Source organism: Gudongella sp. QWL-04 (genome assembly GCF_058683975.1).
In genome coordinates this window covers 2,210,867-2,235,897 of the sequence record NZ_CM178754.1, presented here as the reverse complement: position 1 = coordinate 2,235,897, position 25,031 = coordinate 2,210,867, and the positions used below count along the sequence as shown (strand labels likewise).

Sequence of the window (25,031 nt, the reverse complement as noted above, 5' to 3'; positions counted from 1 at the left end):
CCCTCCTTAGGTATTATTGCTGATTATTTAGACAAGTAGTCTGCTACTATTTTTACAGTTGAAAGAACTCCCATTTTTAGTGCATCTTCATCTATATCGAAGTGAACGTTATGGTGTTCAGCTCCACTTCCAAATTCCTTGTTGCCCACACCAAGGAAGGCTAATATTGATGGCGCATGTTGTCTATACTCTCGGTAGGATTCAGATGCAAACCATCTGTTTCCGTGAGTTATACTCCCTTCTGGAAGTACTTCTGAAAGTGAATTTTGGAACATTGCGGCTAGTGCATCATCATTAACTACTGGTTTGTAAACTATCAACGAATTAGGAGAAAACTCAACTTCACAGTTATGAGCCCTTGCAATATTCGTGGATACCTGTCTAATAACATCACAAGCTTTCTCACCTTCTGAAGTGCTGAAGAATCTAAGCGTACCACCTATCTTCACTCTGTCAGGAATAATGTTATTTTGTGTCCCCCCGTGGATAGTCGTAAGTCCTAAGGTAACAGTCTCTTCTGCATTGATCCTGTTTGGCCAGGCTGTTCCCAGTCCAACCAGCACATTGGCTGCCCCAAATACTGGATTTATTGATAGATCCGGTCTTGAGCCATGTCCTCCTCTTCCAATGATATCCATCTCAACGACTGTAACTCCGGCCATTCTGGGTCCTGCATCGATATTAATAGTTCCTGAAGGCATAAAAGATGTTACATGGATAGCCCAAATAGCATCGATTTTTTTCTTTGAAAGAGCTTCCATCATTGCTGGCCACCCAGTTCCTATCTCTTCTCCTTCTTCCAGACATAGAAGAATAGTACCGCTCAGTTCATTTTTGATTTCATTTATTACCTTTGTTGCTCCGAGCAGCATCGCCATATGTGCATCATGGCCGCAAGCATGGCATGCACCCTCATTTTTTGAAACCCATTTCTTTGGTGCCACAAGGTTCATGTCACTTTCAGGCATTGGCAGAGCATCGATATCTGCCCTAAGGGCAATAGTTTTCCCTGGTTTACCTGTCTCGATCGTGACTATAAATCCAGTGGTTGATACCATTTCGATCTCATAGCCCATTTCAGTAAGCTCCTTCTGAAGAAACTTGCTGGTTTCAAATTCCTTACCGCTGGTCTCGGGATACTCGTGGAGGTATCCCCTGGTCTTCCTTACGTACTCATCGACTTCGTCGACTTTTTTCTTAAGTAGTTCGTTAGTTAGTGCCATCCCATCTCCCCCTCTTAGATTTATGAATTAAGAACAGAAGCTATTCTGTCCAATCCCTTCTTCAATAGCTCTCTTGGGCAAGCAAAATTAAGTCTCATGTATCCTGCTCCCTGCGCTCCAAACCAGGTTCCGCCATCCATTGCTACCTTTGCCTTCTTAGCCATTAATTCCTCAAGTTTCTTGCTGTCTGACTCGTATCCACTGAAGTCGATCCAAGCAAGATATGTTGCCTGTGGCTTTATCATCTTTGCCTTTGGTAGGTTTTCCTTCAAATAGTCGTCTATGAACTTGATATTTCCTTCAAAGTATTCCAATAATTGCTCCAGCCATTCTTCTCCTTCTGTATAAGCAGCAATCAAAGATACTATACTAAGTGGGTTTTGTCCACCGATTGAATTCTTCTCCAGGATCCTTCTGAATCTCTGTCTGTGTACGGGGTTCGGTATTATGACATTTGATGACTGCATCCCAGCTAAGTTGAATGTTTTGCTTGGAGCTGTACAAACCATGAGGTTGTCAAGATACTCATCACCAACAAGTCCGAAGATAGTATGATTATAGCCTGAGTATACAAGGTCGTTGTGTATCTCATCGGATATAAGGAATACATTGTTTTCCAGACAAAGCTGTGCAACCTTTTTAAGGTCCTCTAGATCCCAAACTCTTGAAACAGGATTATGAGGACTGCAAAGGATCATCATAGTGACCTTTGGATCCTTAAGTTTGTTTTCAAGATCTTCGAAATCCATATTATATTTTTCGCCATCAAATACCAGGTCATTGCTCACTACATGGCAACCGTTGTTGTTGATCGCATTTGAGAATGGGTAGTATACAGGCTGTTGGATAACTACTTTGTCTCCTGGCATACAGAAAGCTTGGATTGCATAGTTTACTGCCGGAACGATACCTGGTGTGTAGTCGATCCACTCTTTCTCAATCTTCCAGCCAAACCTCTTCTCTGTCCAATCGATTATTGCCTGATAGTACTCTTCCGGTCTATTGGAATAACCGTATATCCCGTGCTCTGCCGCTTTTACAATTGCATCCACTATAGGTTGTGCTACCTTGATGTCCATATCTGCTACCCAGAATGGAAGAAGCTCCTCTTCTCCAAATAGCTGATTTAAGACCTGTGGCTCCCATTTAGAAGCATTTGTACCGCTTCTGTCAATAATTTGATCAAAATTGTACTTCATTTGAATCCCCCTTTTTCATTTGCTAACATTTTTATCGGCTGACTAAACTAATATATAAGACATAACTATAGATGCTGCTTAAAATTACGAAGCTTATGAGAACAGGCATCGTTTTGCTTACTAAAGAAGTAAACGAAGTTTTGTAGTGATCAACGATTACAGCGATGCAGATATGTGTTGGTGAAACCTGCATGCTCATATATGTCATACTCATAAGGAACACTAAAAGAGCCAAGCCGCCAGTGGGCATCGTAGCATAAGCTAAAGGTAAAGCAAGAGCGATGATCGCCTGTGTTCCAGCCACTAGAGTACCAAAGAAGAATATAAGTCCGAATATGATAGCCGGATGGACAGGCAACACCTGGAAGTAACCGGGAAGTCTTTCTATGACGCCTGTGTAATTTAGAAATTCTTTGAAAATCATAACTACCAGAGTAGTGAAAATAAGCTTTTTCTCTATTGCGGTGTAGAACATAGGCCTAAGCTCTTTAAAACTAAATTTATTAATGAATATTGAAGCAACTATTACAAGAACAACACTGTAGTGAACCGGCAGCCTAAACACAAGGATGATCACTATTGAAAGGATAATAGACCATAGACTCTTGATCAGATTTCTTAGGTCTTCAGCCTTGTTCGTAGACTCGGGAATACCAGTCTCTTTGGGGATTTTTTTAACGTAAAAAAAATAACCCAGAAAAAAAAGCAATACCATCAGCGGCAGCATAGCCAGCACAAAGTAAGTCATATCAACTCCGGAAAGGTTCAATGCCAGAAGTATTGAAGCATACGTTGGCAGGAAAGCCTCTGATATATGCCTGAAGTAGCTAGTAATGAAGGTCTTTTCCTCCACCGTTACATAGTCTCCACCTGCGTTATCAACAATTGGAGCTGCGATTAGGACCGCTCCAACGGAAGGAAGAAGGCCTATCACAAACGGCGCTATCATAGCATTAACCCTTCTGCTGTTGAAAATCCTGGTCAAGGATTGCTCAGCAAGAAGAAGATGTCCTCTCTTCTCCAGCATTCTCTGTAAAAACGTTATAGTATAAAACGCAAGAATCAGATTGATCGTCGATATGTTATATATCCCCTTCCATACCAATGGAAGCAATTCAGAAAACGGTATCACATAGAGAACAGCCGTACCCAGAATTCCAAGTGCCATTGCAATATAAAGAGGTTTATTCTTCTTTGTAGCTATGATTATTATTATGAAAATCAATGAAAGCTTAATAATATCCATGGTTGCCTCCGGATCAGTTTTGATCCCTAAAATTAACAGTTAATTTAATTAGATATATTATTGTTTAATACTTAAACTATTTAAGGTCATTATACTTTAAGCCCTAATGTAATTCAATGTTTTTTTTGTATGATTTAAACATTTTTTCATCAAATAATCCAGTGGATATAGTAAATATATTATTTGACCCTCTAAATAGTTTAAGGTATAATGTATTTTACATTCTAAGATTTCTACATGGCAAATAAAATTTATAAGAGGTGGAAAATGGATAAGGATTTTATGGAAAGCTTAGTAAGGTCTCCAAAGCTGGATGTGTTTTCTATGCCTGCTGAGGAAGTAGATAAGCTGTTTAGTCTAATCAACGAGAAGATGCTTAAGATTTACAAATTTGTATTGACCTATAATGACTATATGAATACCGGGCACGAGTACTCTGATGGAGTTGCCATGTCTATGATGGAGGCACACATTCTCACAGATATTTGTGATAACCCTAACATTACAGTCACAATGCTTGCTGATAACTGGGAAAGGTCAAAGAGTGCCACAAGCCAAACAGTCAGAAAGCTTCTGTCAAAAGGTCTTATTGAAAGGAAGGAATCAGAGAAAAGCGGTAAGGTTTTTTACCTCAGCCATACTGAGAAGGGGAAGAGAATTTCAGATGACCATAAACGGTATGATGTTTTAGATACAATCAAAACACTTAAGGTTCTTAATAGAGAAATGACAATTGATGAGATACTTATAATGTTTGATAGTTTGGATACTTACAGGACTCTTCTGAAGCAAAGGAGCGGTAAATAAGGCCTGAAGGAGGATATTCTCAGATGAGAAGATCTATATATAGAAGTATGTATGTCATGGCAACTGGATTCATAGCTTTTTTGATCGCGGTACCAATTATTGAGAAGAGAGGGTTGGATGCTTCGCTGATAGATGATTTCAGCGCTGTCCTTTTTTGGATCACAGGATTTATTCTCATGTTCACAAAGAAATATTATCGTGTGGGAATGTTTCTAGCATTTTTCCCAATACTATTTATATTGGTTGCACTAATAGCATAAGGCCGGACTTTGTCCGACCTTATTTTTTTTATACCTTTAGCCTATTTTTCAATACGCTCCAAAGTACTGTAGCTGCTACGGCGCCGAATAGACCTTGCATTATGTTCGCCGGGAGATTTACTACTGCCGCCTTAGCACCATACATAAATATTTCTGCTAGATAGTAACCCCCTGCCATTACAAGACCTCCTACAGCAGTTGGTATAAAGGGTAATTTCTTACCCCATGCAGTTTCCATAAGAAGCCCGGCTGTAAATCCCTCCATTCCCTTTGCCACGAAGGTTATGGGTGCATATGCTCCCCATCCAAGGAGAATGTCAGCCATTGCCGATCCTATACCTCCAACGAGAAATCCTGCCTTTTTTCCCAGCATGAATACTGTCACAAATATTACCATGTCCCCCAGGTTCAAGTAGCCATAGCTTGTTGGTGTTGGTATTTGAACTACCATAGTCATAACCACCGTAAGGGCCATCAATACAGCATAGGTAACAAGTGTCTTTGGTTTTTTCATAAGTAGCACCTCTTTATTGTATCGTTACACTTTAACTTTGTATCGGTAGTGTACCTATTATTATAATAACACCTTGTTTACATTTGTTCAACTACTTTCTTAGATAATTTATTATCCTAAAAAGCGCTGCCGCTATATACCCCCGAATGAGTTGTATTACAAATCTTTCCATTGTATAATTGATTCATAATATTTGGGGGGTCATACAGAATGAACAATTATTTGAAGGGGGTCTTCCTTGTACTCGCCTCGGCACTTGCCTTCAGCTTTCTACCAATTTTTATTGTTTTTGCATATGATGGAGGAGCGGATGCCAGCACATTGCTTTTAATAAGATTTACACTGGCTACCGTGGTGTTTTTCGGATATCTGAAGCTAAAAGGATATAATGTAAAACTTGACAGGAGTACACTATTTAAGTTTTTTCTTCTTGGGGTATTCGGCTATACGCTTCAAAGTAGATTCTTCTTCATGGCGCTTCAGTATATAACTCCTGCAATAGCCAGCATGTTCCTTTACACCTATCCGGTGTTGGTAAGTATAATTACATATTTTGTCGATAAGGAAAAGCCTTCACTCAGATTGGCAGCATCTATTGTCATTGCCTCACTTGGCTTGGTGCTGGTTATGGGTACCTCTATGGGTTCTGTTGATATTCGTGGAGTTGGGTTTGCACTTTTGGCATCCCTGGTTTATTCTTTTTATATTGTTGCCAGCAACAAGCTTATAAAGAGAGTCCCTGCTGTCACTGCAAGCGCTTATATAGTATTGTTCTCAGCATTTGGTACCTTCTTGATTGGATCTCTCTCCGGTGGATTCAGTCTAGATTTCGAACCATCCACATGGTTATGGATCGTCGGAATAGCTCTTGTCTGCTCAGTGATCGCCATGATAACCTTTTTCAAAGGAATGGAGTACATAGGGCCAACAAAAACCTCCATCATTAGTTTGACGGAGGCGGTTTATACTGTGGTATTGTCAGCTGTAATGCTTCAGCAATACTTGACTATTTGGCAGTTAGCAGGCGGCGCAGGGGTATTGTTTGGTGCTTATTTGGTTGCAAAGGCCTAAAGCCATCCCTTATTGCGTAGGAACCTCAGCATAAATATCGTGATAAGTGCCGAAACTCCCCAGAACCCGAAGTAACCGAACCTCAAATCGATCTCAGGGAAGTATTTAAAGTTCATACCATATACTCCTGCCAGGAAAGTCAGCGGAATAAAAATAGTTGAGAATACTGTAAGGATCTTCATTACCTCATTGGTTTTGTAGCCTATGCTGGAAAGGTAGGTGTCGAGCATTCCTGAGCATATATCTCTATAGGTTTCAACTATGTCTATCATTTGGATAACGTGGTCGTAAACATCCCTGAAGTAAATTATGGTCTTCTGGTCTATTGCTTCAAATTCTCCCCTCGCCAGTTCGCTGGCGAGGTTTCTTGTTGGCCAAAGGATATTCCTGAAAAAGATAAGCTCTCTTTTTAGATGATATATTCTGTTCAAAACTTCCTTTTCTGGCTTTTCAAGCAGCTGATCCTCGACCTCATCAATTTCTTCTCCTATTGCTTCAAGAACAATAAAGTAATTGTCAACTATGGAGTCTATCAGTGCATATACAAGATCGTCCGAACCGTTTTTTCTTAGAGTCTTTCCTTCCTCAAGCCTTTGGTGTATGTACTGGAAGCTGTCACTATCGTACTCCTGAAATGTGACGACTGTATCATCAAAGAGGACCAGGCAAATCTGTTCAGTATCCAGTGCTTCATCCTCATCAAAGAAGATATTTTTTGTGACCATGAAGAGAAAGCTATCGTATTCCTCGGCCTTCGGATATTGAGAGGTGTTAAGTATATCCTCCTGGGCAAGAGGGTGGATATTTAAATCCCTGCAAATATCATTAACGGTCTCAGTATTGGCTATTCCAATGATGTCAAGCCATTTAACTACATCCCTACTTTCATCAAGGAGTTCTTTAGCAGATTTTATCTCCCGTCTTTCAAGAATTTCATCATTATAAACAGTAAGAACCAATCTCTGATTTTGTTTCTCGCCTTTACCTGTGTATATGAGCGAACCTGGCGGTTTGTTCGCAGTAACTGATAGATTTTTGGTTTCCCTAGACATGTTTGATCCCTCCAAACCCTTGCTACTGCAATTATATCATTTAATTTCAATTATCTGCCATTCGAAAATCATACGGGAAAAATACAAGACTCCTAAGCAGGAGTCTTTTGTCTTTTAAGCTTTGATGGATTTGGTTTTACCTCACTTATAATAACCGATACTAGTATAGCAATACATCCAATTAGAAACTTAAGCGTAATAGTCTCCTTGAGGAATATGACCCCCATTATACTGCCAAACAATGCCTCTGTGCTGAAGATTATGGCTGCATGTGTAGATGAGGTATGGGCTTGAGCAATGTTTTGAAGAAGAAATGCTATCATAGAGCTGAAAACAGCCAGATAGACTATTGAGATCGCCATATCAGGATTGAATGTGGTTATCTTTGGCTCAAAGATGGTTGCAAGGACCAATGAAGCTACTGCTGCAAAGGCTATCTGGACTGTTGAGATCACAAATACGTCAGATCCTTTTGAAAAATGGCCGACAGCAACAATCTGAAGAGCAAAAAACAACGCACTTGCAAGTGATAGAAGTTCTCCAAATCCAAGTCTCAGATTCCCATCGAGGCTCAGCACCCCTATCCCTATAAAGCACATTATTGCCCCAAAGGTCTCGTAATTGTCAGGTCTCCTCTTAGTAAGCAGCCAGTAAAAAAAAGGTACCATTACTACATTCGCACTTACAATAAATGAATTGACACCCACTGTAGTTTTCATTAATCCAATAGTCTGCAGCAAAAATCCCAGCAGCATGCTGACCCCAATAATCAGTCCTGCCTTGATATCTGATGTTTTGGCTCTTTTAAGTCTCTTGAAGGATATAACTCCCAGTAACACAGTTGCTATTGTGAATCTGAAGGCCAGAAGGTAAAAGGGTGTTATGTGGTCAAGTGTACTCTTGGTAACCACAAAGCTTGAGCCCCAGATAGCTGCAACAGCCAACAGGGAAAGGTCTGCCAACAATGATTTTTTATCGTTCATCTAAATCTCCTCCGGATAAGATTATATCCCAGAGTAAAACATTAAACAATACACTTTTCATGTATCTCAGGATCCTTACTTTTGTATTTTACTTCCATAGTTATGTTTTTTCTTGCATTTTTGTCAGAGTAATTGTAAACTATATTTATAAGTTAAGGTTGACAATTATGGGAGGAATCGACTTGAGAACCAGAGATCTTACGCTAGTATCACTGTTTGCAGCACTTACGGCTATCGGAGCCTTTGTTTCAATTCCCTTAGGCCCAGTACCATTAACTCTTCAAACCCTATTCGTTTTGGTGTCGGGTTATGTCCTGGGCGCAAAAAAAGCTGCGTTGGCGCAGCTTGTCTACATAGCTCTTGGTTTAGTCGGACTTCCAATTTTTGCAGGCTTCTCTGGAGGGGTCCAATCAGTTCTTAAGCCATCCTTTGGTTTTCTAGTTGGATTTGTGGCAGGTGCCTACGCTGTTGGAATCATGTCCAAAAAAGCAAAGGGGTATTTAAGTTACCTAGCCGCTGGTGCAGTAGGTACACTGGTTATATATGTATTTGGGCTCCCATACATGGCCTTCATTCTAAACTATATTATGGGCAGCGGGCTTTCACTTGAAAAAATACTTCAGATAGGAGTTATTGCATTTCTTCCTGGAGACCTGATTAAGCTGATTATCGCCGCACATCTAGGGAAAAGATTAAATATATCCATTCTCAGTTCTGATCGAGACCTCGCCTGAGATTACCTGCTCCAGCCCTTCTTCAAATCTTACCATGAGCTCACCATCATGATTGATGCTGACCGCATGACCAGGTCTTTGCTTTCTTCCCTGAACTACTACTATATCCTTGCCGATCACTGCAGATCTATTCCTGCATATTTCTAAAGCCTTGTCAATGTCTCCTGTTTCCTTAAACTGGACATAAAGCTCATCAAGCCTGTTTAATACCTGAGCTATAAGGTGCTTTCTCTGGATAGCCTTGCCTGAAGCTATCTTTAAGGAGGTTGCTTTGTCCGCTAGCTCAGGTGGGAACTCTTCAACGCTCTGGTTTACGTTGATGCCAATACCTAAAATGATGAAATTGACTATGCCTAGCTCGCTGCTCATTTCTGTAAGTATTCCCGCAGCTTTCTTCCTGCCTATAATTATATCGTTAGGCCACTTGATCAATGCCTCGATACCACAATCCTCAAGAGCAAGTGCCACTGCGGCTGCTCCCAGTAGTGTCAATTTAGCCGCATTAGATGGCTCCATGTCAGGCTTCAGGATAATTGACGCGTATATGCCTTTTCTTCCGGGAGATGACCAACTTCGTCCAAGTCTGCCCTTTCCAGAGGTCTGTTCTTCAGCAACAATAACAGTACCCTCCTCTGATTGGCCTGCCAATTCCTTTGCCTTATCATTTGTTGAGCCGATGCTTTGAAAATGAATGAGCTTCTTCCCGATTATAGATGCTGTCAGCTCCCCTTTGACCTCGTCATAGTTGATGATATCTGGTGATGACAGAAGTCGATAACCCTTTCTTGTCACTGATTCAATGTCATATCCATCTTCTTTTAGGGAATTGATATGTTTCCAAATGGCTGTCCTTGATAACCCAAACTCCTCAGAAAGCTTTTCCCCTGATATGAATCCCTCTTCCTTATGGAGTCTGTCTATGATTTTATGCTTCATATATCCTTCCTCCTATTTGTATGTAAAAAAAGGCTCCATAAAAGAGCCTTCTGTTAAATTATATCCTTCAATTTACCGGTGATTTTGTAATCTGTGTTCTTAAGCGCCTCAATATTCTTCTTGCCTAGGAGCATCATAAGTATCTTGAGTTTATGGATGGTTCCCTCAAGGTACTCCATTGCATTTGCATAACCCCCATGTACCAGATAAGCAAGCAGCTCTCCACTGATAGCTGCGATATCAGCTCCAAGGACAATAGACTTGACTACGTCCATACTTGTCCTTATACCCCCGCTGGATATAAGCTTTAAGTCCTGAGGCAGTCTCCTGCACTGGATAAGTGATGCTGCAGTTGGGATACCCCATGAATACAAATCTGTATAGTCGTATTCGTTATTCCTAAGGTTTTCAATTTCAATAAAGTTCGTTCCACCAAAACCGGATACATCTATATATCTTACTCCTACATCATATAATCTTGAGGCTGCATCAAGAGATATTCCAAAGCCTACCTCCTTAACGATTACAGGTTTGTCGATTTCTTTAACAATTACCTCGATGTTCCTTAGAACACCCCTGAAATCCCTGTCGCCTTCTTCCATTACAAGCTCCTGAGCCAGATTAAGGTGCAGCTGGAGAGCATCGCCGTCAACCATCTCAATAGCTCTCTTGGCTTCCTCAACAGTTGCAAGTCCGCTCAGGTTACTGATTACAATACCATCAGGTCCTATAACATCTCTGACGATATGGAATGATTCCATGGCGCTGTCGTCGTCAAGCGCTATGGTTTGTGATCCTACGGCCATAGGAATCCTAAGCTCCCTTGCAAGTGCAGCAAGGTCCTTGTTTATCTCCTGGGTGAATTCTGATCCTCCGGTCATTGCATTTATCAATATCGGATAATCCATTCTCTTGCCAAGAAATCCAGTGCTGGTATCGATTTGGTCAAAATTCAATTCGGGAAGTGAATTATGGGATAAATAAACATCTCCCATCAAGGTGTCCCCCTTGAAGGAGGTTTTCAAATAGTTCTCGATATGTTCTTTCTTTCTGACCCTTCGCATTTTTACACCTCTTTTAAAGTTCGGGGTTCGTTATTCAGGAGAATAATCTCCGAACATCGACTTAACAAGCTGATCTGTGGCCTCTGCATCATGAAGGAAGTAACTGATTTCACCGATATATCCTCCAGCTCCAGGGAGCGTTGCAGTTTCCATTGCTTCTACATCGATCTTATTTGCCGCAAGAGCACCTTTAAGCATAAGCTTTAAAGGAATATTTGTCTCAACATTGTCGAAGAAGGTTTCAACAAGCTTAGGAAGCTTCAGCAGGTTTTTTGGAGTGATCGTCTGCTTCACAAGCTCCTTCATGAAGTACTGCTGTGTCTTAGTTCTTCCAACATCTCCGTCAGGGTATCCAACGGTCATGTCGTTGTTGTGTCTGAAACGAAGAAAATCATGGGCATTCTTCCCATCCAGGGTCTGCAAGCCCTTATCAATGTTGATCTTTAAAGGAGGATCAGCTGTCGGATCACTGTATCTCATATTGAAGGGTACCTCGACGGTAACTCCTCCAATGGCATTGACAACGTCCTTCACTATCTGGTAGTCGACCTTAACATAGTACTCAAGATCTAGTCCCAGCAATTCCTCAACTGCTTCAAGAGCTGCTTCTGCACCTCCGTATGCGTGAGCTGCATTAATCTTGTCTTTTTTACCATTAACTGTTGTCCTGGTATCCCTTGGGATTGACATGATGCTTATTTTCCCAGTGTCAAGATTCACCCTTGTAAGCATAAGCGTGTCCGTCCTTGTTCCCTTGGACTTGGCAACGTCATTTGCATCTACGCCCATAAGGAGGAATACTATATCATTTTTTTCAGGCTCTGCCGGCTCCTCAGATACTGGATCCTCGTCAGAAGGTGACGGTGTCTCTGCTGACACGGGCTCATTCTCGAAGATAGTATCTCCAAGAAAGCCGTAAAACAGGCCGAATACGACGATAGAAACCAGGAAAGCCGTTATAAATAGTCTTTTCATGTTACACCTCATTCATATAAATAGCTATAATAAATAATACTATAAAAGAGGTGGGATTACAATTACTTATGGCAACTATGGGGTTACAATTTGGATACAATTGGTCCGGCACATATTGCAGCATCATTCTTTTATGCTGAGCGCAGCTCATGGATCATCAAGCATTGATAAGATCTCGCTCATCACGAACATCCGGCAGGTGATTATTCCCCAAAAATAACGATCCCCGGGTGTACCCGGGGAAGTTGTCTATTCCGACATGAGTCGCTTCTCGCCCTCAAGCGCTCTCAATGGTGCAATATCCTGGCTGAACTCGAGTGTACCCATAAACTCACCATTCTCATCTCTCACTGCATAGTAGGATATGACTACGAATCTATCGCCCATCTGGATCCAAAAGCTCTCTGAATCCTTCTTACCTGTTCTCAGATCCTCAACCAGTTTCTCGACTATATGTGCGCTCTTTGGAGGATGGCAATTTTCAACTGTCCTTCCAATAATTGCTTTAGTCCTTGCAAATATCCTTTCTTTTCCGTTTGAAAAATATTTTACCACGTTATCCTTGTCGACGAAGGTAAAGTCTACAGGCATATGGTTCAACATGAGATTCAGTTCTTTTGATGAAAGTACCCCAGTGTCAAATCTGATAAAGCCGCTTTCAGTTATTCCCTTATCCTGCTCCTTCCTGATTACGTTGACCCTCTTAAGCTCCCATTCCTTTTGTGGTGGTATCAACGTATAACCGATTTCGTCCGAACCCTCATAGACCTTGATCCACTCGTCCTCTGACAAGGTTTCAAGACACATTGGGAATAATATGCTCTCCTCCTTGAAGATCATTTCACCGGCCTGAACTATTGCAGCATTTAGTTTTTCCTCTACATTTTTTACATCTCCGGAGAATTCGACTAACGCTTTTTTTGCATCCTTGATCTTCTGCCTTATTTCATCGTCCACTCCCCACATGACCTTTGGAGGAGCAGTTACCCCTGCAGCCTCGAGGAATGGGAATATTAGGTTTTCCTTTCTACTGTAGTGCTTATCTATATCGTAGAACAGATTTACACTTTCAAGCAGCTTGAACCTGTTATCATCAGTAGGATCTGCTTTGAAGGCATCCAGATCACTTCTCAAGCCTACTTTCATCAATGCTCTTAAAGCTTCGTTCTCCTGCTTCATTGTGTATACAGGATGTCCTGGGACCTCCTCAGGATGATGGTACTCATCGAGCGAGCCCTTGAATACCTCTGCATGTACATCACACAGATTCTGGATCTCCTCTATGGGAAGTCCATCCTTTACTAGCTGTACCTCCAGTCTCGAGATTTCAACAGGAGATACTCCTGCAATTACATCAGCAAACTTTGCCTTGACCTCCTCAACAGTCTTCCCGGCGTGCAGCTCCTGGATCACCTCTTTTAGCTTCTCCTGCCTCTCGTCATCTGTCATCTGATTACGTCTATTGTCAATCAATTCGCTCATATTATCCCTCCTAAACATATTCATCTATATCTACCCATTCAAATTGCATTAAAAACCCGACAACTTTTAAAATATTTCATAAGCAAGCCGCCTCTGAATGTCCAGAGACGGCTCGCTATTCACTCGTCGATTACTTAAACTCCTTCATTATCCTAACGGCTTCCTGTATATACTCGTCAGCCAGCTTCAAAATACTACTGTCAACCTTCATTCCATTATCTCTTATCGCAGTCATATAATCGTAAACAAAGCCGGTGGAAACTAAGCCATCATTAGCCCCGAATGATTCATAGGCTTTGTATATATTCTCAAAGATAATATTATTATCATATGCTGCAAGAGGAGAGTTAGGAAGTCCCTTCATGAAAGCCGTCAGTCTTTGCTCATAAATGTCTACAAGCTCCTCATGTCTTGGGCCTGAAATGTATCTGTTCATGTAACTTTCCAGCTTAATGATCCTGTCACCAAGCTCATCAAAGCTTATCAGCAGCGAGCCATCAAGATACGGCGGCGAGTCAGAATCTTCAGCCATTAGCTGGATGTATTCCTTCCATTCATCAGTCATCTTATCTTCGTATTGAAGCAATGAGCTGTAATCTATTACAGGCTCTACCATCCCTTCAGTTGACATCAGCTTGTAATGTCCATTGTAGGCCTTGGTTATTAATTCTTTTAGCTCTGTGTTCTTGATGTCATCGATCATGTCTTCCTTAAGGAACAGATCCTGACCAATAAGCTCAACTAGCTCATTATCCTTATCTATAGAACCGATTTCTGTTCTCAGGCCATTCAAGCCTTTTTTCAATGCTGTTTCCAGGTTATCCACCATGGTGCTAACTTCTAAAGGACCCAGCTTTGCAATATTTTCTTGGATATACTCCTTTATATCAAGCACGTGTGGATCTTTGCTGATCAGCTCATTAAAACCATCCATTATAGCCTTCTTTTCATCCTCTTCTGCTTCCTCGACCGGCTGCTGCACAGGTGGTGTGTTTGGCTCCTCGACCGGTTCATCTTTCTTTTTGCAGCCTGCAAAAGCTACAGTCAGGACCAATACGAACACCAGAAAAATCACAGCTTTCTTTTTCATATCTGCACCTCCCTTAATCAGGTTTTACCCTATACTCATAGTATACCCACTAAAAAAGACCTCCCTTTAGGAAAGTCTTTACAATATAATTACAATTTGAATCGGCACCCCTGCTTTATGTCATTTTCCTTCATATACTTATCGATCGACGAAATAACTCCAAGCTTATCAGCACTCCATTCAGGCTTGTACAAAAGACTTTTATCTCCATCCCCGGTTATTCTATGGATGACCATATCCTCTGGAAGTAGTGTCAAGGCCTCCGAAACAATTCTGACGTATTCTTCCTTATCCATTATTGGGAATGGATCTTTCTTATATAATCCGTAAAGGTCGGTATCCCTTTGGATGTACAACGAGTGAAGCTTGATCCCCCATGTTCCGGTTTTAGCCACATGCTCCACTGATTCAAGCATTTTCTCACTGGTTTCCCCTGGCAGTCCAAGTATAAGGTGAGTTACTGTCTTGAGCTTCCTTTTCTTTAATTTTTCAATCGTTTCATCGTAAACAGACAGTGGGTATCTCCTTCGTATCAAGCTCGCAGTATCTTGATGGATAGATTGAAGTCCAAGCTCGATCCAAAGGTATGTTCTTTTACTAAGCTCTTCAAGATAATTCAAAACCTCATCAGGAAGGCAGTCAGGTCTTGTGGCTATAGCAAGACCTACTATCCCTGGATTCTTTAGAGCTTCCTCATATAACTCCTTCAGCCTATCCAAAGGAGCATAGGTATTCGTGAAGGACTGAAAGTATGCAATGTGTGTGGTAGTTCGCCACTTTTCATAACCGTCTTTGATTTGGCATCTGATCTGATCTGAAACAGATACTCTTTTATAGGTAAACTCGCCAGCACCGCTTTCACCGCAATAAATACAGCCTCTGTTTCCAAGCCTGCCATCTCTGTTAGGGCATGTAAATCCTCCGTCGATAGCAAGCTTTGCCACTTTTTCTCCAAATACTCTTCTAAGCTCTGAGCTTAGATTGTTATATCTTTTCCCGTCCATCTATTTTGCTCTCCATTCATTCCATTGTAAGCTGCACTACAGCCTCTGACATTTTTTCCAGAAGCATCCCTGCTTTATCCCACTGGATATCAGATGGATTTCTATCGTTGAATAAAGCATAAATTCCCGAGAAGCCTCTGTTATATAGTTCATTATAGTCGTCATCAAGATATCCGAATATCCCCACTAATGGAACGTGGTTTCTCTGGCTCATCTGCGCAGCCGTCATCATGCCCTTGTGGAGTTTTTCTGAGCTACTTGCCTTTTCAGCACCGGTTATAACTAATCCAGCCGACCTGATCTCGTCGTCCACTCCCGTCATGATCCTGAAGGCTTCTACAAAGGATATTATATCAGCTTTCAAAAATGCTACAAGTCCCGCACCAGTTCCCCCTCCTGCTCCTGTACCTCTTGTTTTTTCAACATCTACCCCGGTAGCTTTTTCAACCTCTATGGCATAGTTCCTCAACCCTCTGTCAAGGGATTGTATCATAAGCGGGTTTGCACCCTTTAATGGACCGTAGCCATAGGCTATTCCACGTACCCCAGAGTATAGGTTTATATAATCTGTAACAAGAGTAAATCTGCACTCCTTTAGTCTTTCATCCGTTGATTTCTCGTCGATGGATCTAATGGAGTACAACCCCTTACCGCTTAAGGATACAGATTCGCCATCACTGCCAAGGAATCTGTATCCAAGGGCAGAGAGGATTCCTATCCCCCCATCATTCGTCGAGGTTCCCTTCGTAAATATGAAAAAGTCCCTCAATCCACGGTCAAGAGCATCCAGGATGAGCTCTCCAGTCCCAAATGTAGATGTGAGAAGCGGATTCCTTTCATCTTCAGTAAGTCTTCTAAGACCTGATGCCTGTTTTAAATCTATCACAGCATATTTATCCCGAAAGACTCCATAGCTTGCTTTGATCGCTCTGCCTAATGGATCGGTGGCAGAGGCTTCCATAAGTGTTCCGCCGAAGGCGGCCAGCTGCTCAAGTGGATCATCTCCCCTTAGAAGAGGATAGGATTTTATCTCTGCCTCAGGGGCTGCTTTTCTTATTCCCTTCTCTATATAGCTTACCATTTCCATTGGCGTCATCCTGTCGCGTATCCCGCATGGAGCTACTACTATCTTCATATTACCAAGCCCTCTCTTTTCACTATGAGGACATATTACCCCAATAAACTGTTTCTTACACTAAAAAGACGGGATCAGATCCCGTCTTTGAATTACTTATTTGAAGCTTTTTGCGAAGCTCTTTCCGAATTCGAAGCACTCAGTTTTTGCCGCTTCATCCGGATTCCAAAGAGCCTTTATTCCCGGCTGGACTATTTCGAAGCCCGATGCTTCCAGTCTATCAGATAGGATCTGTACTGATTCCCCGCTCCAGCCGTAGGAGCCGAAGCTGGATGCCTTCTTCTTCTTAAAGTCGAGCCCCCTGATCATATCCAGTATCCCGCCGACAGCATGCTGTATACTCTTGTTCACAGTTGATGATCCGAAAAGGACTCCTTTTGACTTGAATATCTCAGCTATAATGTCATTCTTGTCAGTGATCGCAGCGTTGAACAGCTTAACTGCAACCTCCGGATCCTCCTCACGGATACCCTTTGCAATAGCCTCTGCCATACGTCTGGTACCATGCCACATGGAGTCATATACCAGGGATATTTGGTTTTCCTGATAATCATTTGCCCATTCAAGGTATTTATGGACTATCTGTGCAGGATCGTCCCTCCATATTATACCGTGTGAAGTCGCTATCATGTTTAGTGGGAGGTTGAAGCTTAATACCTCATTGATCTTCATGGTCACAAGCTTGCTGAATGGAGTCAGTATGTTTGCGTAGTATTTAAGGGCTTCAACATAAAGCTCACATTGATCAACCTTGTCGTTGTACATAAACTCAGATGCATAATGCTGGCCAAAGGCGTCGTTGGAGAAAAGAATATTGTCCCCGCTCATATAGGTCATCATACTATCTGGCCAGTGTAGCATCCTTGCTTCAACAAAGGTTAATGTTGAATCTCCGATTTCAAGCGTATCTCCTGTTTTTACCTCTACGAAGTTCCAGTCCTCGTGATAGTGGCCTTCCAATATCTTCCTTCCATTCTTTGTACAGTATACAGGTGTTCCAGGGATCTCCTTGAGCAGCAGAGAAAGAGCACCGCTGTGGTCGCTTTCACCGTGCTGAGCTATGATGTAATCGATCTCCTTAAGGTCGACCTCTTTTTTTAAATTTGCGATAAATTCATGAGCATAAGGCTCCCAAACTGTGTCGATAAGTACGGTCTTTTTGTCTCTGATAAGATAGGAGTTGTAGGAGGTACCCTTATCAGTTGAGTACTCGTCCCCATGGAAACGTCTCAGCTCCCAGTCGATTTTGCCTACCCAGGTGACCTTTTCTGTCATTTTAAAGCTCATAACAAAACCTCCTCATTTTTTTTATTACTCTATTGTTATACCCATTATATATTGGGTAACATCAATACGATCAAATATACGGGGTGATACTGTGAAATCAATTGATATTATGGTTAAGGAGCACGAGAATATTCGAAGAATTCTTAAGGTAGTTAGAGAAATCTCCTACAGGGTCATGACAAATGGGGACTTTAGTCTTGAGGACTTTGTACCCGTCACAGAATTTATCAAGAATTATGCAGATAAGCTTCACCATGGAAAAGAAGAGGACATCCTGTTTGAAGCGATGAACTCCGAAATCCAGAAGCTTGCCAAATCAGGTGCTATAACTGGCATGTATATTGAGCACGACCAGGGGAGATTGTTTATCGCAAACCTTCTAAAGGGAGTCGAAGCATTTAAAGCTGGAGAAGACAGGGCAAGGCTTGATATTATCGCCAATGCCATAGCCTATGCTGACCTTCTTGACAGACATATCGAGAAGGAGAATACAGCTCTTTACAGATTCGCTCAAAACATGCTCAGCCAGGAAACAAAGGGAAAAATCGATGCAGACTGTGATATCGTTGAAAACAAGGCTATAGAAGATGGGATCCAGGAGCATTATCTATCCAGTTTGAAGACTCTGGAGGATAAGTATCTCAATTAGTGTACATTAAAAGCCCCTTTTTTCTCGGGGCTTTTTTTGTTTTATCTACTGTATATCCTCAAGGCCCTCGCGGTCTATGACCCTTATCCCTCTATGTCCAACCAGTTCTATCAAACCATGATCCTGAAAGGCTGTAAGCTTTCTTGAAAGTGTCTCCTGACTCATTCCAAGATGTGATGCCCAATCTCCCTTACTCATCTGAAGCTGAATAATGTCTTCTGTTTCCATCTGAAGGATACTCTTGGCTATACGTCTTTCAACGGATGAAAGGCTTATGTCCTCCACAAGGGTCTCGGCTTTTTGAAGCCTTTGGCTCAGCTCCTCCAATATTTTGAAGGCTATCGAAGGAAATCTAGCCATAAGCCCTTTGATGTCCTGACCGTCTATCTTGCACATTATTGTCTTCTCGAGAGCTATGGCGCTGTCTGATGCAGGCTCCCGATTGAAGATGGCGAGCTCTCCAATAAACTGTCCAGGACCAAGCACTCTTATTATCTGCTCCTTACCTGATTCATTGAGCCTTACTATCTTTACCCTTCCCTTGTGGATGACGTAGAGGCTGTCTGTAAGAAATCCAGCAGAGTAGATGGTGTCTCCTTTATCCACCGCTTTCTCAGTGGTTATCATTGCAATCTCAAACATCTCCTCCTTTGTAAGACTGCTGAATATCGGGACCATTTCTATACAGTTTTGTCCTCTTTCACCACAATTACATTTCATGATCATTCTCCTGTCTGAAGTACCTTTTTCCTGCTCATTCCTCTATCCCCAAAACCCAGAAGTCTTACTGCATTTATGATTACCAGAAGGACGCTCATTTCGTGAACAAGCATCCCAAAGGATAGGTTCACAGTCTTGACTAAAACTCCCATTAATAGCAGCGCTGCCACAGCAATCGCAAAGTAAATGTTTTGCTTCATATTACTTACCGTTGCCCTGCTGAGTCCGATAGCGTGGGAAAGCTTTCTGATTTCCTCGCTCATTAGAACTACATCGGCAGTTTCCATGGCGACATCCTTTCCGGCACCTCCAATTGCAATACCCAGCTCTGCAGATGCGAGTGCGGGTGCATCATTGACACCGTCACCAACCATTCCTGCGGGTCCATATTTTTCCTGAAGCTCCATCAATACCCTTACCTTGTCCTGTGGAAGAAGTTCTGCGTAGTATTCGTCGAGCTCAAGCTCTTTGGCTATTGCCCTTGCAGCTCTTTCATTGTCACCTGTAAGCATAACAACCTTCCTGATGCCTTGATCCTTTAGATTCTTTATCAGACGCTTTGCATCCTCACGAACCACATCAGCTATGGCTATGATACCCAATACATTTCCTTCTGACCCAACTATTACTGCTGTTTGTCCCTTGTCCTCCTCAGAATGAAGAAGTGCTTCGTACTTATCCAGATCATACCCATTATCATTGAAGAGCTTTCTATTGCCCAGGAGATATTCCTTCCCTTCTATTTTAGCACGGATCCCCTGTCCAGTAACCATTTCTGCTTCCTCCGGCTGACCTTCTATTAATCCCAGCTGCTCTTTTGCATAGGTGATTATTGCTCTGCCCAAGGGATGCTCTGAATAGCCCTCACCAATTGCCGCTATTCTTAAAAGCTCATTCTTATCAATATCAAAGGCTGTCACTTCAGTTACGGTAGGCTTCCCTATCGTCAAGGTTCCGGTCTTGTCAAAGGCAAGGACCTTTATTGTTCCAAGCTTTTCCATTATTTCACCGCCCTTAACGAGGACTCCATGCTTGGCGCCATTTCCAATGCCCGCAACTATCGAAACGGGAGTAGAGATCACCAGTGCTCCTGGACAAGCTATTACAAGAAGTGTAAGCGAAAGCACCAAATCTCTGGTAAACAGGTATAATGCAGCTGCAAGGACTATGATCCCCGGAGTGTAATATCGCGAGAATTTTTCCAGGAATTTCTGTGTCTTGGCTTTCTTATCCTGAGCTTCCTCAACCATCTCCAATATCCTGGCAAAAGTTGTGTCGTCTCCAACTCTGTCAGCTCTTATTTTCAGGTAGCCTGATTCCACGATGGTTCCCGAAAAAACTCCATCCTCGACTGTCTTGCTTAATGGCAGAGACTCTCCCGTGATCGCGGCTTGATTGACATATGCATTTCCCTCGATTATCGTGCCGTCCACTGAAATCTTTTCTCCAGGCTTTACTATTACGATGTCGCCTTCAATGACATCCTCAGGGTCAATCTCAACCTCCATACCCTCACGAATAACCCTTGCTATGTCCGGAGCAAGATCCAGAAGTGCCTTTATAGATGACCTTGTTTTTTCTATAGTTCTTGACTCAAGGTAGTCACCAAACATAAAAAGGAAGGTAACAGCCGCAGCCTCCCAATATTCTCCGATAAAAAGCGCTCCGGTAACAGCGATCGTAACCAGGGCATCTATCCCTACGATTTTATACTTAAGTGCCTCAAAGGCTTTTTTAAAAATCGGTATCCCTGCAACGGCTGTAGTTGCAAGCATAAATATTATAGTCAAGGTAGCATAGCCCATAAGCTCCTTAAGGATAAAAGATACGGAAACAAGGGCAGCTGCCAGTAAGACCTTGTTTTTCTTATTTAGCTTTGGCATTTCCCTCACACTCCTATTTTTCCTTTAATACCTCGAAACCCAATCTAGCAATTTTATTCTTTATTGTTTCCGAATCTACAACATTCTCATCGTAGGTCAGCTTGATCTTTGATGTGTTGAAAAACACCTCGTATTCTTGTACTCCCTCTGTTTGTTTAAGCATCCCCTCCAGCTTCATGGTGCATGATGGACAGGTTAGTGTATCCAATTGATATGTTTTCTTGATCATTTTGATCTCCTCCTTGTTTTTCTATTATCTACATTGTACCAGCTGGTTCGACTTATTTCTTTGACCTGGGTCAAAATTTATACTGAACTCACTATCAATTTTGCAAAAATCCATTCTTAAGTGCTTCCAAATATTATGCTATAATATTTTTGAAAGGATGGGATATATATGAGCTACCTTTTAATGGCTATTGTAGGATATTTTATAGGCTGCCTTCAGTTCGCTTATATTTTTGGCCGAGTATTCAGAGGAATAGACATTAGGACTCTAGGCCACGGAAATGCAGGAGCGTCCAACGCAGTACAGTCTATGGGGTGGAAGTACGGAGTCGCAGTAGCCATATTGGATATTCTTAAGGCTGTTGCAGCTGTTATTCTGGTAAGAGCCTTATTCCCACAGGAAGTCATTGCTGCTGGCCCGCTTGTCAGCTATTGGACTGGTGCAGCTGTTGTGTTAGGACATAATTACCCATTTTTCATGGGCTTTAAGGGTGGGAAGGGAACTGCATCTACGGTGGGATTTCTATTAGCTCTGGATTACAGGATCGGGATAGCTGCGATCCTTATAATTCTTGTCATAACAATAGCAACTGACTATATAGTCATTGGAACTATGGCTATGCTGGCACTTATACTCATATATACCTTCGTGATGGATTTTGGATTGTTTTGTATGCTGATTGCCCTGGGAATGACCGTCCAAAGCGTCCTTAAGCACCTTCCAAATCTCAAGAGGATTGCTAAGGGCGAGGAAAATGGCCTGAGAGGAACAATAAACTGAAAAAAACGGAGCTATCATTAGCTCCGTTAATTATTATTTTCTCTTCTTCTTTTCGCTTGCCCTTTCGACTCTGACCTTGAGACCCTTGATCTTTTTGCCATTAAGTCCAGCTATTACTACATCTGCATAACCGCTGTCAACTTCCATAAAAGTAAATTTATCATATACGTCTATGTTCCCAATCAGCTTCTTGGACAATCCCGTCTCCTGGAATATTGCCGAAAGTAGGTGTCTTGGACTGAAGCCCTGTTCCTTGCCCAGGTTGACGTGAAGTCTTGTGCTGTTTCCTGCATATTTCTGTTTACTGCCGGAGTCTCTTCCGTCTCTGGAGTCGGAGGTCCTCATCATTTTACCTGTATCGACCATTTCAAGCTCTTCATGACCTTCAAACAGCTTGTTTTCCTCAACATACATCTTCAATAGAGCGCTTGCCACATCGAAGGAATTATACTCCTCCTGAAGCAATGTATCTATTATCCCCGAGTATTTTGAAATATCTCCTGAATCAAGGCTCTCCCTGATTTTCTGAGTTATGCTTTCTGTATACTGTGCCTGAATATCCTTAAGAGTCGGAAGATCCCTTCTCTCAATGGTCGTCTTGGTATACTTTTGTACGTCCTTAAGCTTATAAATCTCCCTGCCCGCTACAAAGCTGAACGCTTTCCCAGCCCTTCCAGCTCTTGCAGTACGACCGATCCTATGAACATAGTATTCCTCATCCTGCGGCATGTCATAGTTGATTACCATGTCTACATCGTCAACGTCAAGTCCTCTTGCTGCAACGTCAGTTGCAATAAGGATGTCGATGGTGCCCTTTCTGAATTTGCCCATTACGGTATCTCTCTGGCTCTGCTTCAAGTCACCGTGGAGTCCGTCTGCAAAGTAGCCTCTTCCCTGAAGCTCCGCAGTAAGCTCGTCCACTTTCTTCTTCGTATTACAGAATACGATGGTCAGCTTAGGATTGTAGATATCTACCAGTCTGCTTAGTATCTCAGTCTTCATGTGGGACTTCAGCTCAAAATACGCCTGTTCTACCTTGGGAACGGTCAGTTCCTTGTGTACGACCTTGATGAATTCTGGATCAGATTGATACTTAGCTGCAAACCTTCTGATTTCATCCGGCATTGTGGCAGAGAAGAATATGGTCTGTCGCTCTGTTGGAAGAGTATTCATAACCAACTCAATATCATCTCTAAAGCCCATGTCGAACATTTCATCAGCCTCATCAAGCACCATGTACTTGACGGTCCCAGGCTTCAAAGTCCTTCGATTTATATGGTCTATGACCCTTCCCGGTGTTCCAACTACTATCTGGACACCGCTCTTGAGGGCTCTAATTTGTCTGTCTATCGGCTGCCCTCCGTAAACCGGGAGGATGTTCAATCCCCTCATATACTTTCCAAGCTTGCCTATCTCCTCAGCAACCTGGATGGACAGCTCTCTGGTAGGACACAGTATCAGTGCCTGCAGAGTCTTGTCGTGGGGGTCGCACATTTCAAGCAAGGGTATCCCAAAAGCTGCAGTTTTACCGGTACCAGTCTGTGCCTGTCCGATTATGTCCCTGCCATCAAGAAGCACAGGTATGGCCTGGGTCTGTATTGGAGATGCTTCTTCAAAGCCCATGGCTTTGATTCCCTTCTTTACGCCCTCTGACAATTGCATTTCTTCAAATCTCAAATTTTCCATTAAAACAAAATTCCTCCTTATTGTTAACCTTTATAGTGTATACTTTAATTCCCTAAATTGCAAGGAAAATATTGCATATTAAAGAAATAAAGGTGCTTCTAAGAATATACTCGGTGTTATATCTCGATTCCGATAAATTGCTTGACCAGTACCCCGATCAAAAATGATATCCCAGCCACTCCAAGGGATATGGCAGCCATTTCTCCAAATCTTTTCTTAAAGTCATAGTCCTTTGCAACTGATATATAGTAGTTGAACACGAAAATTATTAGTACTGCTACGGACAGTGAAGTCACCAGGCTTATAAATGGGTTAGGTATAAACAGAAACGGCAGTATCAGAAATATTACGGTAAACACGTATGCTGTGCCTGTGTAAAGGGCTGATTTCAGTGCGTCATCCCCGCCCTCCTGTCTAGTTGAAAGGTATTCGCTTGCTGCCATTGACAGAGATGCGCTAATTCCTGTTATTAGTCCGGTCAAAGCGATCAGTCTGGTATTCTGGAATGCAAAGGTATATCCGGCAAGAGCTCCGGTAAGCTCTACAAGTGCATCGTTAAGTCCAAGCACTACGGAGCCCATATAGTTTAGCTTTTCCTCATCGATCATCGATATAAGCTCTTCTTCGTGCCTCTCCTCATCCTCGATTATCTCATCCATGAATGCCAGGGTCTCGTCCAGTTCTTTGTAGCTTCTGATTGCCTTCCCTTCGCTACGTTCAAGAAACTTGATGCCAAAGGTCAGACCAAATATCCTTATCATCCAATAGGATAAAGCAACCTTAAGTTTTACCGGCTTTAATTCCTTTCCGGTAACCTGTCTAAGTCTTTTATAGTGAGAAAGTTCATCATCAGCTACCTGAAGGACTATCTTCTTATTAGCCTCGTCCTTAACGGTCTCTGCCAATTTTTTATATATGTGATGGGCTGTTGTCTCATCCTGTTGATCCTTCAAAAGCTTTTCCTTTGTCTTGTCGTCCATATGTATATGCCTCCTCATTTAGTACTATCACCATATATATCC

At 42.1% G+C, this 25,031-nt stretch carries 25 protein-coding genes; 6 read left to right on the top strand and 19 right to left on the bottom strand.

What is annotated here, in order from left to right; all coding sequences use genetic code 11:
- Nucleotides 1–23: 23 nt before the first annotated feature.
- From AC4PHB_RS11135 to AC4PHB_RS11125, 3 genes are read right to left on the bottom strand one after another with little or no spacing between them, the layout of a single operon-like run.
- Entirely contained in the window at nucleotides 24–1,223 is a 1,200-nt protein-coding gene (locus AC4PHB_RS11135; protein ID WP_492136496.1) for an amidohydrolase, read from the bottom strand.
- Nucleotides 1,224–1,243: 20 nt separating this feature from the next.
- Nucleotides 1,244–2,422 (bottom strand): MalY/PatB family protein, encoded by a 1,179-nt coding sequence (locus tag AC4PHB_RS11130; RefSeq protein WP_492136495.1) that lies wholly within the window; start codon nucleotides 2,420–2,422, stop codon nucleotides 1,244–1,246.
- A 31-nt stretch (nucleotides 2,423–2,453) separates the two neighbouring features.
- Nucleotides 2,454–3,668 carry a DUF401 family protein gene (locus AC4PHB_RS11125; protein WP_492136494.1) on the bottom strand — a complete coding sequence of 405 codons (1,215 nt, stop codon included), beginning with the start codon at nucleotides 3,666–3,668 and terminating at the stop codon, nucleotides 2,454–2,456.
- 267 nt (nucleotides 3,669–3,935) lie between these two features.
- Between AC4PHB_RS11125 and AC4PHB_RS11120 the strand changes: the two genes are divergently transcribed.
- A complete protein-coding gene (locus AC4PHB_RS11120) occupies nucleotides 3,936–4,475 on the top strand; it encodes a MarR family transcriptional regulator (RefSeq protein WP_492136493.1) in 540 nt (179 codons plus the stop codon).
- A 23-nt stretch (nucleotides 4,476–4,498) separates the two neighbouring features.
- Nucleotides 4,499–4,735, top strand: coding sequence for a hypothetical protein (locus AC4PHB_RS11115; RefSeq protein ID WP_492136492.1), 237 nt, complete (start codon nucleotides 4,499–4,501; stop codon nucleotides 4,733–4,735).
- Nucleotides 4,736–4,763: 28 nt separating this feature from the next.
- Here the strand turns inward: AC4PHB_RS11115 and AC4PHB_RS11110 are convergent, their stop codons facing one another.
- Nucleotides 4,764–5,249 (bottom strand): ECF transporter S component, encoded by a 486-nt coding sequence (locus tag AC4PHB_RS11110; RefSeq protein ID WP_492136491.1) that lies wholly within the window; start codon nucleotides 5,247–5,249, stop codon nucleotides 4,764–4,766.
- 210 nt (nucleotides 5,250–5,459) lie between these two features.
- Here AC4PHB_RS11110 and AC4PHB_RS11105 point away from each other — a divergent pair, with 210 nt between their 5' ends.
- Complete coding sequence (locus tag AC4PHB_RS11105; protein WP_492136490.1) at nucleotides 5,460–6,320, top strand: DMT family transporter; 861 nt, start codon at nucleotides 5,460–5,462, stop codon at nucleotides 6,318–6,320.
- Here the strand turns inward: AC4PHB_RS11105 and corA are convergent.
- Nucleotides 6,317–7,372 (bottom strand): magnesium/cobalt transporter CorA, encoded by a 1,056-nt coding sequence (gene corA / locus AC4PHB_RS11100; protein ID WP_492136489.1) that lies wholly within the window; start codon nucleotides 7,370–7,372, stop codon nucleotides 6,317–6,319. The genes AC4PHB_RS11105 and corA overlap by 4 nt on opposite strands.
- A gap of 92 nt (nucleotides 7,373–7,464) precedes the next feature.
- Nucleotides 7,465–8,355, bottom strand: coding sequence for a DMT family transporter (locus AC4PHB_RS11095; RefSeq protein ID WP_492136488.1), 891 nt, complete (start codon nucleotides 8,353–8,355; stop codon nucleotides 7,465–7,467).
- Nucleotides 8,356–8,537: 182 nt separating this feature from the next.
- Between AC4PHB_RS11095 and AC4PHB_RS11090 the strand changes: the two genes are divergently transcribed.
- Nucleotides 8,538–9,089, top strand: a complete 552-nt coding sequence (locus tag AC4PHB_RS11090; RefSeq protein WP_492136487.1) for a biotin transporter BioY — start codon at nucleotides 8,538–8,540, stop codon at nucleotides 9,087–9,089.
- Here the strand turns inward: AC4PHB_RS11090 and AC4PHB_RS11085 are convergent.
- The 8 genes from AC4PHB_RS11085 to AC4PHB_RS11050 all read right to left on the bottom strand — a co-directional run bounded on the left by AC4PHB_RS11085 (nucleotide 9,048) and on the right by AC4PHB_RS11050 (nucleotide 18,062).
- Entirely contained in the window at nucleotides 9,048–10,025 is a 978-nt protein-coding gene (locus AC4PHB_RS11085) for a biotin--[acetyl-CoA-carboxylase] ligase (RefSeq protein ID WP_492136486.1), read from the bottom strand. The genes AC4PHB_RS11090 and AC4PHB_RS11085 overlap by 42 nt on opposite strands.
- Before the next feature lie 53 nt (nucleotides 10,026–10,078).
- On the bottom strand, nucleotides 10,079–11,089 hold the full coding sequence (gene fni, locus AC4PHB_RS11080) for a type 2 isopentenyl-diphosphate Delta-isomerase (RefSeq protein ID WP_492136485.1): 1,011 nt from the start codon (nucleotides 11,087–11,089) through the stop codon (nucleotides 10,079–10,081).
- 30 nt (nucleotides 11,090–11,119) lie between these two features.
- Nucleotides 11,120–12,064 (bottom strand): LCP family protein, encoded by a 945-nt coding sequence (locus tag AC4PHB_RS11075; RefSeq protein ID WP_492136484.1) that lies wholly within the window; start codon nucleotides 12,062–12,064, stop codon nucleotides 11,120–11,122.
- A 249-nt stretch (nucleotides 12,065–12,313) separates the two neighbouring features.
- Nucleotides 12,314–13,546: a DUF438 domain-containing protein gene (locus tag AC4PHB_RS11070; protein ID WP_492136483.1), complete on the bottom strand. Its 1,233-nt coding sequence runs from the start codon at nucleotides 13,544–13,546 to the stop codon at nucleotides 12,314–12,316.
- 130 nt (nucleotides 13,547–13,676) lie between these two features.
- Nucleotides 13,677–14,636, bottom strand: a complete 960-nt coding sequence (locus tag AC4PHB_RS11065) for a hypothetical protein (protein ID WP_492136482.1) — start codon at nucleotides 14,634–14,636, stop codon at nucleotides 13,677–13,679.
- Between the two features lie 89 nt (nucleotides 14,637–14,725).
- Nucleotides 14,726–15,640, bottom strand: coding sequence for a tRNA modification radical SAM protein MnmL/YtqA (gene mnmL, locus AC4PHB_RS11060; RefSeq protein ID WP_492136481.1), 915 nt, complete (start codon nucleotides 15,638–15,640; stop codon nucleotides 14,726–14,728).
- A 16-nt stretch (nucleotides 15,641–15,656) separates the two neighbouring features.
- Nucleotides 15,657–16,775 (bottom strand): glycerate kinase, encoded by a 1,119-nt coding sequence (locus tag AC4PHB_RS11055; protein WP_492136480.1) that lies wholly within the window; start codon nucleotides 16,773–16,775, stop codon nucleotides 15,657–15,659.
- Nucleotides 16,776–16,871: 96 nt separating this feature from the next.
- Nucleotides 16,872–18,062 carry an anaerobic nitric oxide reductase flavorubredoxin gene (locus AC4PHB_RS11050; RefSeq protein ID WP_492136479.1) on the bottom strand — a complete coding sequence of 397 codons (1,191 nt, stop codon included), beginning with the start codon at nucleotides 18,060–18,062 and terminating at the stop codon, nucleotides 16,872–16,874.
- Between the two features lie 91 nt (nucleotides 18,063–18,153).
- On the opposite strand from AC4PHB_RS11050, the gene AC4PHB_RS11045 reads away from it, so the two are divergent.
- Nucleotides 18,154–18,711 (top strand): hemerythrin domain-containing protein, encoded by a 558-nt coding sequence (locus tag AC4PHB_RS11045; protein ID WP_492136478.1) that lies wholly within the window; start codon nucleotides 18,154–18,156, stop codon nucleotides 18,709–18,711.
- A gap of 45 nt (nucleotides 18,712–18,756) precedes the next feature.
- Here AC4PHB_RS11045 and AC4PHB_RS11040 read toward each other — a convergent pair whose 3' ends face one another.
- From AC4PHB_RS11040 to AC4PHB_RS11030, 3 genes are read right to left on the bottom strand one after another with little or no spacing between them, the layout of a single operon-like run.
- Nucleotides 18,757–19,431 carry a Crp/Fnr family transcriptional regulator gene (locus tag AC4PHB_RS11040; protein ID WP_492136477.1) on the bottom strand — a complete coding sequence of 225 codons (675 nt, stop codon included), beginning with the start codon at nucleotides 19,429–19,431 and terminating at the stop codon, nucleotides 18,757–18,759.
- Between the two features lie 2 nt (nucleotides 19,432–19,433).
- Entirely contained in the window at nucleotides 19,434–21,314 is a 1,881-nt protein-coding gene (locus AC4PHB_RS11035; RefSeq protein ID WP_492136476.1) for a heavy metal translocating P-type ATPase, read from the bottom strand.
- A gap of 13 nt (nucleotides 21,315–21,327) precedes the next feature.
- Nucleotides 21,328–21,543 (bottom strand): heavy-metal-associated domain-containing protein, encoded by a 216-nt coding sequence (locus tag AC4PHB_RS11030; protein WP_492136475.1) that lies wholly within the window; start codon nucleotides 21,541–21,543, stop codon nucleotides 21,328–21,330.
- 168 nt (nucleotides 21,544–21,711) lie between these two features.
- On the opposite strand from AC4PHB_RS11030, the gene AC4PHB_RS11025 reads away from it, so the two are divergent.
- Nucleotides 21,712–22,323: a glycerol-3-phosphate acyltransferase gene (locus tag AC4PHB_RS11025; protein WP_492136474.1), complete on the top strand. Its 612-nt coding sequence runs from the start codon at nucleotides 21,712–21,714 to the stop codon at nucleotides 22,321–22,323.
- Nucleotides 22,324–22,356: 33 nt separating this feature from the next.
- Here AC4PHB_RS11025 and AC4PHB_RS11020 read toward each other — a convergent pair whose 3' ends face one another.
- Together AC4PHB_RS11020 and AC4PHB_RS11015 are read right to left on the bottom strand one after the other, a co-directional pair.
- Nucleotides 22,357–24,009: a DEAD/DEAH box helicase gene (locus tag AC4PHB_RS11020; protein WP_492136473.1), complete on the bottom strand. Its 1,653-nt coding sequence runs from the start codon at nucleotides 24,007–24,009 to the stop codon at nucleotides 22,357–22,359.
- Between the two features lie 116 nt (nucleotides 24,010–24,125).
- Entirely contained in the window at nucleotides 24,126–24,989 is an 864-nt protein-coding gene (locus tag AC4PHB_RS11015; protein WP_492136472.1) for a VIT1/CCC1 transporter family protein, read from the bottom strand.
- Nucleotides 24,990–25,031: the final 42 nt, after the last annotated feature.

Coding starts and splice junctions, on each gene's coding strand:
- AC4PHB_RS11130 (WP_492136495.1), bottom strand. CDS start 2,422: ATGAAGTACAATTTTGATCAAATTATTGACAGAAGCGGTACAAATGCT.
- AC4PHB_RS11055 (WP_492136480.1), bottom strand. CDS start 16,775: ATGAAGATAGTAGTAGCTCCATGCGGGATACGCGACAGGATGACGCCA.
- AC4PHB_RS11025 (WP_492136474.1), top strand. CDS start 21,712: ATGAGCTACCTTTTAATGGCTATTGTAGGATATTTTATAGGCTGCCTT.
- AC4PHB_RS11040 (WP_492136477.1), bottom strand. CDS start 19,431: ATGAAATGTAATTGTGGTGAAAGAGGACAAAACTGTATAGAAATGGTC.
- AC4PHB_RS11105 (WP_492136490.1), top strand. CDS start 5,460: ATGAACAATTATTTGAAGGGGGTCTTCCTTGTACTCGCCTCGGCACTT.
- AC4PHB_RS11065 (WP_492136482.1), bottom strand. CDS start 14,636: ATGAAAAAGAAAGCTGTGATTTTTCTGGTGTTCGTATTGGTCCTGACT.
- AC4PHB_RS11050 (WP_492136479.1), bottom strand. CDS start 18,062: ATGAGCTTTAAAATGACAGAAAAGGTCACCTGGGTAGGCAAAATCGAC.
- AC4PHB_RS11070 (WP_492136483.1), bottom strand. CDS start 13,546: ATGAGCGAATTGATTGACAATAGACGTAATCAGATGACAGATGACGAG.
- AC4PHB_RS11075 (WP_492136484.1), bottom strand. CDS start 12,064: ATGAAAAGACTATTTATAACGGCTTTCCTGGTTTCTATCGTCGTATTC.
- mnmL (WP_492136481.1), bottom strand. CDS start 15,640: ATGGACGGGAAAAGATATAACAATCTAAGCTCAGAGCTTAGAAGAGTA.
- AC4PHB_RS11085 (WP_492136486.1), bottom strand. CDS start 10,025: ATGAAGCATAAAATCATAGACAGACTCCATAAGGAAGAGGGATTCATA.
- AC4PHB_RS11015 (WP_492136472.1), bottom strand. CDS start 24,989: ATGGACGACAAGACAAAGGAAAAGCTTTTGAAGGATCAACAGGATGAG.
- AC4PHB_RS11035 (WP_492136476.1), bottom strand. CDS start 21,314: ATGCCAAAGCTAAATAAGAAAAACAAGGTCTTACTGGCAGCTGCCCTT.
- AC4PHB_RS11095 (WP_492136488.1), bottom strand. CDS start 8,355: ATGAACGATAAAAAATCATTGTTGGCAGACCTTTCCCTGTTGGCTGTT.
- AC4PHB_RS11030 (WP_492136475.1), bottom strand. CDS start 21,543: ATGATCAAGAAAACATATCAATTGGATACACTAACCTGTCCATCATGC.
- AC4PHB_RS11125 (WP_492136494.1), bottom strand. CDS start 3,668: ATGGATATTATTAAGCTTTCATTGATTTTCATAATAATAATCATAGCT.
- AC4PHB_RS11135 (WP_492136496.1), bottom strand. CDS start 1,223: ATGGCACTAACTAACGAACTACTTAAGAAAAAAGTCGACGAAGTCGAT.
- AC4PHB_RS11020 (WP_492136473.1), bottom strand. CDS start 24,009: ATGGAAAATTTGAGATTTGAAGAAATGCAATTGTCAGAGGGCGTAAAG.
- fni (WP_492136485.1), bottom strand. CDS start 11,089: ATGCGAAGGGTCAGAAAGAAAGAACATATCGAGAACTATTTGAAAACC.
- AC4PHB_RS11120 (WP_492136493.1), top strand. CDS start 3,936: ATGGATAAGGATTTTATGGAAAGCTTAGTAAGGTCTCCAAAGCTGGAT.
- AC4PHB_RS11110 (WP_492136491.1), bottom strand. CDS start 5,249: ATGAAAAAACCAAAGACACTTGTTACCTATGCTGTATTGATGGCCCTT.
- corA (WP_492136489.1), bottom strand. CDS start 7,372: ATGTCTAGGGAAACCAAAAATCTATCAGTTACTGCGAACAAACCGCCA.
- AC4PHB_RS11115 (WP_492136492.1), top strand. CDS start 4,499: ATGAGAAGATCTATATATAGAAGTATGTATGTCATGGCAACTGGATTC.